We start from the raw sequence: 7,155 nt of genomic DNA, 5'->3' as shown, positions 1-7,155 counted from the left end.
TCAAAGGAGAGCGGCAGCGAACCGAGTATCCCGGAGGGATGCCAGCGAGTAGCCGGAGGTCAGCGCAGCGCCACCTCCGGGAAGCACGTCCCACAATCCCCTCGACCCCGGACGGGGTCGCAGCGAATCAATCCGCCGGCGGTGCCGCAGTCCGCGTTTGCAAAAGAGTTGATCGGGATGCTCGTTCACGCGGGGCGGCAGGCCGACTTCGAAGGTTCGGGTGCGATTTGCTTCGACACCCTCCGGGGTCGCGTCAGGCGGGTGGACCCGATGTCCGGAGGTGTCGCTGCGCTCACCTCCGGCTAATCGCTTTGACCCCGCCGGGGTCATGCCAGCTACTTCGACGCAAAAGGCGTTAGCGGAACGGCGCGAGCCGTCCGGTGCAAGCGTTGACTGACCGGAGGGCTCGCGCCCTGCCGCTAACAAAAGACACGCCGTTTGTCGTACCGGAGGTCACACGGACGCTGACTTAACACCGAGCAACAGTCACGACTTCGCAAACAGCGGCAGGGTTTCATAGTGACCGCGGAGGACTTGGTCGGGGTCGGTCCCGAGCCAGTCTTTCAACACCGATGCGTAGACGCTGCGGAAATCGACGCTGTGTTTCAAGTCGCCTTGCTCCAGATCGTCCAGACGTGGCGGTTTGCCGATCAGCCCCGTGTTCAGCCCGCCGCCGCATAGAAACATCGGCCCGGCCGCGCCGTGATCGGTTCCCGCGCTGGCATTCTCAGCCACCCGTCGACCGAATTCGCTGAACGTCATCACACAGACGCGATCGCTGTGATCTCGGGCCTTCATGTCACCCAGAAACGCCGAAACCGCATCACTCCACTGACGCAGCAAAATGGCATGCGTGTCGCCTTGCTGGGCGTGCGTGTCGAAGCCGTCCAGTTGCAAGTAATAAACCCGTGTCCTCATCCCGGCGCTGATCAGTTGAGCCACCAACCGCAATTGCTCTCCCAGTTGCGACTGGGGATAGTCGATGTCGCTCTGATAGTCCTGGGCCGCCGCGGTGACGCGTTGGCTGGCGGAGATCGCGCCTTGGGTGCTCGACTGCAAAAAGCCCAGCAAGTCGTCACCAGACTGCTCGACTGCAGGTGTCAGCGGCGCATTGAGCAGCCGACGCAACGCAGCCGAATCCGAACCGCGCAGCTGGAATGCTTCGAGTTGTTTCACCGTCGGCACACGGATCGTTTCCGAGGCGAGCGCGAAGGGTTGTTGCTGCTGACCGAGATGCAAGGCGGGCACATCACCGCCGTCGGCGCCGGTGAATTGCTCCAGGGCGCGTCCGATCCAGCCGTCGGTGCGAGGCTGATCCTTGCGGACACAGCTGTGCCAAATATCCATCGATTCGAAATGGGACCGGTTGGGGTTCTCATAGCCGACGCCTTGAACCACGGCGACCTGTCCGTCTTCGAGCAAGTCCTTCATCCCACGCAACGACGGGTGAAAACCGACATGGTCATCGATCGCCAGCACCTCGGATCGGGGCACGGCCAACGTCGTTCGAGCGGCACGGTAGGCGTCGTCGGCGTAAGGGATCACCGTGTTCAGCCCGTCGTTGCCGCCGGTGAGCTGGACGACGACCAGAATCCGATCTTCGTCGGAGCTCGCCGACTCCGCCGCTTGCAAAAAGCAGTTCGGCAGCGACGACCCGATCCCGATCGCCAGCGCACCGCCCCCGGAAGCGTGAAGGAAACGACGTCGATTGGTGGGCTGATGAAACATCGAAATGACCGTTTTCAGGCGAGTTGAAATTCGGGGAGTGAGCAGACGGCGTGAAGCAGTCGGCGATACGTCTTTTCGTGATCCTTGCCGAGCGAATCAAATTGCGACGTCAGCTGTCGACGGGTCGCCGGGTTGATCGGCACCGCCATCAGACAGCGTTCAAAATGGTCGATCGCATGGTCGACGTCGTGGATGCCATGGTCGGCCAAAGACTGCGTCAGCGACTGCCCCTCAAATTTTGTGTCTTCATTGGACAGAATCGCTTCGAACAAGTTGGCCCGCCCGAGCACGGTCGACGAATTGATCCAGGCCCGGCCTCCGTCCCAGCCTTTGACATTGGGCGGATAGAACAAGCCTTGGCCGATGTCGCGCAACCCACGTGCGACCAGCTGGCTGTTGGTCGTTCCATTCAAACCGCGCAACATCCCGACCACCAGTTCGACCGGCGACTTGATTTTCCTGGCACGGGCGTGTGACGAATAGAACAAATTGCTCGAGAGCATCTGCTTGAGCACCGGAGCGATCTGCAGGTTGTTCTCGCGCATCGTCGTCGCCGGGATCTCAATCAGATCGTCGGTCAGCTCCAGTTCATCGGCGAGGAAGTACCGGGCGAGTTTCCGGCAGATGAAACGCGGCATGTCGTCACGTCCGACGACGATTGCGACGGCCTGCTCGCCGTCAAACGCGCCGCGTTGCCCCAGAATCGACTTCTCGCCGGCATCGTGTTGATAACGGTTCTTGCGAAATCGATCGCGACGGATTTCCCAACCGGTAAAGCAACGTGCCAGTTCGACGACGTCGGTTTCGCTGTAATGCCCTTCCCCGAGACAAAACAATTCCATCAGCTCGCGGGCGAAGTTTTCGTTGGGATGCGACTTTCGATTCGACGTTGAATCCAAATAGATCAACATCGCCGGGTCCTTGGCGATCGCTTGGGTCAGCGCTTGAAAGTCACCGAGGGCGTGTCGACGCAGCAGCTGATTTTGCCGCCACATCATCGCCGCATCCTTGACCTTGTCGGCGCCGGTGGCGAAATGGCCGTGCCAGAACAGCGTTGTTTTTTCCAGCAACTGAGCCGGCGTGAACAGCAACCGATAGACCCAAGCGGCCGACAACTTCATCGGGTCGCCGCCGGCCAACAGGGTTTGGGCGAGCGAATCCGCGACGGCGCGAAAGTCAGACGTTTCCAGATTAAGCGCGATCAATTCGTCCACCACGTCATGGGGACTCTTGGCAACCGCTTCGTCCAACAGTTGCAGGTCGGCACCAAAGCCGGCGCGACGATACAGGTGCGCCGCCAGCGAGCGATCCCAAGGCTGGGTGCCGCTCGGCGTAAAGGGTTGCCAGGCCCAGCCGGGATCGATTTTTGTGTCGACAGCCATGCTATGTCGGTGGTGATTGAGGGGGTAAGAAAATTTTGGAGGTAAGAAAATTAGGTTGGTGATCGTTCAATGAAGCGTCCCTTCTTCCATTTCCCTACCTCCGAAATATTCCTACCCAAACTCCTGCTTCGGCTACTTCGATTGCAGTTGCACTTCTGTCGTCAAATTCAATTGGCCGTCGTCCACGTCCAACTCCACCGTCACATCCTTGAACAGCGCAAGGATGTCGAACAGGACATCGATTTCGGCGTTGGCCTGATCCGGACCGTGCCCTTTCTCCAACATGTTTTGCGCGACGAGCTGCTGCTTGTTGTCACGAAGGGTATCGGCCAACGCGTCGGCATTGAGAACCGCAACGGTATTGGGCTGCTGCACCTTCGATTCCGATTGCGCGGATAACTCAGTGAGCGTGCGTGCCAGTTGGGTGCTGCTGGAGACGATCATCCGCTCGCCGGCAAAGGCGAGGGTGGGCGAAAAGTTGTAGTTGATCGGCACGGCAGCCAATGGGTCTTCCTCTCGCGGCGGGACGTAGGTGGAGGTGAGCAGGGTTGCCGAATCGGTTTGCTCGAAGTCCTGATCCAATTGGGGCTGCCCTTGCATCGCGCCGACCACGTTGATGAACCCGACGAGGTTCTGGAACACTCGGCGAAATTCCCGCGTGGTTTCTTCCGGGGTCCGCATCGTGAACTGCATCGCAAAGGCGGGCAACTTGATCGCCGGTTGTGGTGACGCGGCATCAAAGGATTGTCGCTGGACGACCAACTGGATCCCGGGCCGCAACGACCCCAAAATGTCTTCGCCGAAATCGCGGTTGGAGAAGAACGTGGTCAGGTTCGTGTCCGCCTGGGCAAGATCTTCGTTCGCCTTGTCCGTCATCAGGTCCGGTGCGCGCAACCACATTTGCGAGAGGTCGCGGTGGGTGCTGATCGCCAAAAGCTGATGGGGAACTTGGAGCAGCGGTGGTGCCGACGCGGCCGAGTCTTCGCCAAAAAAGTACTCGCGGCCGGTCTCCCATTCGCTCTGGTGGGGAGTCGCCAGGGTCAGCCGGACGCCGGAAGGATCGATATCCAACGTCGCGACGGCCGAAGGCGTGTGGGCCAGGTTGGCGACGATCCCGCCGAACAGCGCTTCGGCGGCGACGTTCTCGGTCTTGCCGGCGTACAGTTTTGGCGCGACCCCGGCGTCGCGAATCGTTTCCACATCGACATAGGCTTTCAACGACGCGTCGCCGGCACCGGCCATCGCCGCCGTAAACGAATCGGACGCGGCGAGTGAATGCTTGTCGCCATCAAGATAACGATCGATGATCGATTTCCCCAACTCGGGTTTGTTGGTCATCAGGAACCAGTGGTCGACCAGCGCCAGCTTGATGTTGTCGTTGAGCGCGTAGGCGGTGAAGCCTCGATAATCGGCTTGACGGGCGATGCCAAAGTTCCCTTGGCCGAGTTGCGACAGGGCCAGGACGACGCCGCGAAAACGTTCCAGCTGTTCGCGGCTGGAGGACTTGATGAGCAGCGCGGCACCTTGAGTCGGGGCGTCGAACGCCAGGTGAATCCCGCCGTCGGTCAACACAGTGAGGGCTTCATCCCAAGGACGCCCCATGCCGCCCTCGAACGCCGCGATTCCGTCACGCAGCGGTCGCACTTGATCCGAACTGCCGATCGCTCGGACGGCGGGCATGTCCTGGATCGACTGACGGAGCGGGTGATCGGCGACCAGCTCGATGACGTCGCCCAGACGTGGCACTTCAACGTATGCGACGACGCTGGCGGGCAACAATTCGGCCGCGGTTCGCCGGTCGCCCTGTTTCGCGTCTTCCGCCAAGGTGGGACTGGCCAAGAAGACCGACAACGCAAACACGGCGAGAGACCGATTCGAACACCGAAAGGGCGACAATGCTTGGACGGTCATCGGACGATTCCTGGATGGCAAAAGAAAGAGGTGATCGATCAGCATATTCGGTGATTCGAGCGGCCAGAGAGAATCTTGCGTAACCGATTGTACCATTGCGACCGGGGCGCACTCCAACAGAGCAAACCTGCCTGGTAACGCTGTGAAGTATTTTTTAGCGGCATTGGGCACTGAAGGTGTTAGCGGAACGGCGCGAGCCGTCCGGTTTGACCTTGAACGACCGGAGGACTCGCGCCAGCGAGTCCAGTATCCCGGAGGGATGCCAGCGAGTAGCCGGAGGTCAGCGCAGCGCCACCTCCGGGAAGCACGCCCCAAAATCCCATCGACCCCGGACGGGGTCGCAGCGAATCAATCCGCCGGCGGTGCCGCAGTCCGCGTTTCAAAAAGAGTTGACCGGGATGCGCGTTCACTCGGGACGGCAGACCGGCTCCGAGGGCTCGGGCGCGATTTGCTTCGACACCCTCCGGGGTCGCATCCGACGTGTGGACCCGATCTCCGGAGGTGTCGCTCCGCTCACCTCCGGCTATTGGCTTTGACCCCGTCGGGGTCATGGCAGCGACGCTGGCCGTGAAGGTGTTAGCGGAACGGCGCGAGCGGCCTGTTTGACCTTGAACGACCGGAGGGCTCGCGCCCTGCCGCTAACAAAAGGCCCCCGTTTGCCGCCAAAGTAAGTGGCATTGGACCGCGTTTGTTTGACCCACCCGACAATTGATCAACCACCGCTTAGAATGATCGTCGCCGCAGCACCGTTCCACACCGCCAGCTTCAAGATGAATCCGGAGACAATGACCATTCCATGAAAGTTGCCAAGAACGTCAGAAGCCTGTTTTCGAAGAAAACAGAACCCGCCGAAAAGTTCCTCCGCTCGCTGTCGATCACCGCCGACCAGCCCGGCCCCATCCTCTCGGACGCCAACGCGTTGCTCGATTTCCTGGACGGGCCACCGACCCCGACCGGCAATCAGAACTTTGTGCTGCCGATGAAACTTCTCAAGGAGGCGAATCAGCGGATGACCGAACCGCTGGTGAACCGAATGGCACGGCCCCAGTTGCGGTCCTTCCCCACGCTGGCCGGGCTTTATTTGCTGCTCCGATCGATGGGCTTGGTGACGACCCAGACCAAGCCCAAACGCGCCGTGTTTGTGGACGCAGAATTACGCGGGCGTTTCAATGATTTGAACCCGACCGAACAATACATCGCGCTGCTTTCCGCCTATCTGTTCCGAGTCTCGGTCTCCATCATCGGTTACCGCTCGCGTGGCGAAGGACGATACGCAGAAATAGCGAGCTGCTACAGCCAGCTAGACGAGGTGCAAACGATCCGTCCGGGTGAGACATCCTATCTGTTTGAATCATGGGAGGGTAAAATGGACGCGGCGATGCTGCACGAATTCGGATTCGTCAAACTGGAAATGAAATCCGACGTCAAAGAGGGAAAATCCGCTGAGATCGAAAAAGCCACACGGTTCCCCCTCGGTGACGCTGCGTACGTGGCCTTGCTCAACGTGTTGCGTTGGTCTTCCGACGAAGACGATTTCTACGACACGTGTCGGCCGCTGTTTCCGGATCTCAAGAATCGCTTGACTGCGCCAGTCGCGGAATTTCAGCCGGGCGAGTTTACACTGAACGTTTCCGTCGGCGATTGCTCGCGGGTCATCGTCGCCCCCGCTGAAACCGACCTGGACTCCTTCGCCTATGAGATTTTGGCGGCATTCAATTTCGACGCCGACCACTTGTTCGAATACCGGTATCGCGATCGTACCGGCATCGACCGCAGGATCATCGATAGCCGACTGAACGACGGAGACATGTTCGCCGACGAGACGCGATTGGGGGACGTTCCGTTGGAGACCGGGGAGTCCTTTGCCTTTGACTACGACTTCGGCGACACGACACGTTTCATGATCACGATCAAGAGTATCAGTGATCAACCTTCAAAACGCAAAAAGCCCGAAGTCACCCAACGCGTGGGTGAACCGCCGCCTCAGTACCACTGGCAAGAAGACTATTACGACGATGACGTCGACGACGAGGAGGAGGACGAGGGCGACGTCGAATAGCCACCGTCCAGCGGCTCGCTCGCGACCTCGAATGCCGCACCTTTTTTCAAGGGATCACGCGACTTCCAAACTTGG

General features: G+C 59.9%; 4 protein-coding genes. 1 reads left to right on the top strand and 3 read right to left on the bottom strand.

Features of this window, described 5'->3' with window-relative positions:
• Positions 1-486: 486 nt before the first annotated feature.
• From ABX749_RS15500 to ABX749_RS15490, 3 genes are all read right to left on the bottom strand, one after another.
• Positions 487-1,728: a DUF1501 domain-containing protein gene (locus ABX749_RS15500; RefSeq protein WP_372896772.1), complete on the bottom strand. Its 1,242-nt coding sequence runs from the start codon at positions 1,726-1,728 to the stop codon at positions 487-489.
• A 14-nt stretch (positions 1,729-1,742) separates the two neighbouring features.
• Entirely contained in the window at positions 1,743-3,110 is a 1,368-nt protein-coding gene (locus tag ABX749_RS15495) for a DUF1800 family protein (RefSeq protein WP_372896771.1), read from the bottom strand.
• Between the two features lie 132 nt (positions 3,111-3,242).
• Positions 3,243-5,021: a hypothetical protein gene (locus tag ABX749_RS15490; protein ID WP_372896770.1), complete on the bottom strand. Its 1,779-nt coding sequence runs from the start codon at positions 5,019-5,021 to the stop codon at positions 3,243-3,245.
• A gap of 796 nt (positions 5,022-5,817) precedes the next feature.
• Between ABX749_RS15490 and ABX749_RS15485 the strand changes: the two genes are divergently transcribed.
• Complete coding sequence (locus ABX749_RS15485; protein ID WP_372896769.1) at positions 5,818-7,080, top strand: hypothetical protein; 1,263 nt, start codon at positions 5,818-5,820, stop codon at positions 7,078-7,080.
• Positions 7,081-7,155: the final 75 nt, after the last annotated feature.

Source organism: Stieleria sp. (genome assembly GCF_041595215.1).
Classification (GTDB): Bacteria; Planctomycetota; Planctomycetia; order Pirellulales; family Pirellulaceae; genus Stieleria; species Stieleria magnilauensis.
Note: the sequence above shows the minus strand (reverse complement) of the source record. Positions and strands in the feature narration are given on the sequence as shown.

What these genes read in the sequence shown, in the direction of transcription:
- ABX749_RS15500 (WP_372896772.1), bottom strand. Translation starts at nt 1,728, where the DNA reads ATGTTTCATCAGCCCACCAATCGACGTCGTTTCCTTCACGCTTCCGGG.
- ABX749_RS15495 (WP_372896771.1), bottom strand. Translation starts at nt 3,110, where the DNA reads ATGGCTGTCGACACAAAAATCGATCCCGGCTGGGCCTGGCAACCCTTT.
- ABX749_RS15490 (WP_372896770.1), bottom strand. Translation starts at nt 5,021, where the DNA reads ATGACCGTCCAAGCATTGTCGCCCTTTCGGTGTTCGAATCGGTCTCTC.
- ABX749_RS15485 (WP_372896769.1), top strand. Translation starts at nt 5,818, where the DNA reads ATGAAAGTTGCCAAGAACGTCAGAAGCCTGTTTTCGAAGAAAACAGAA.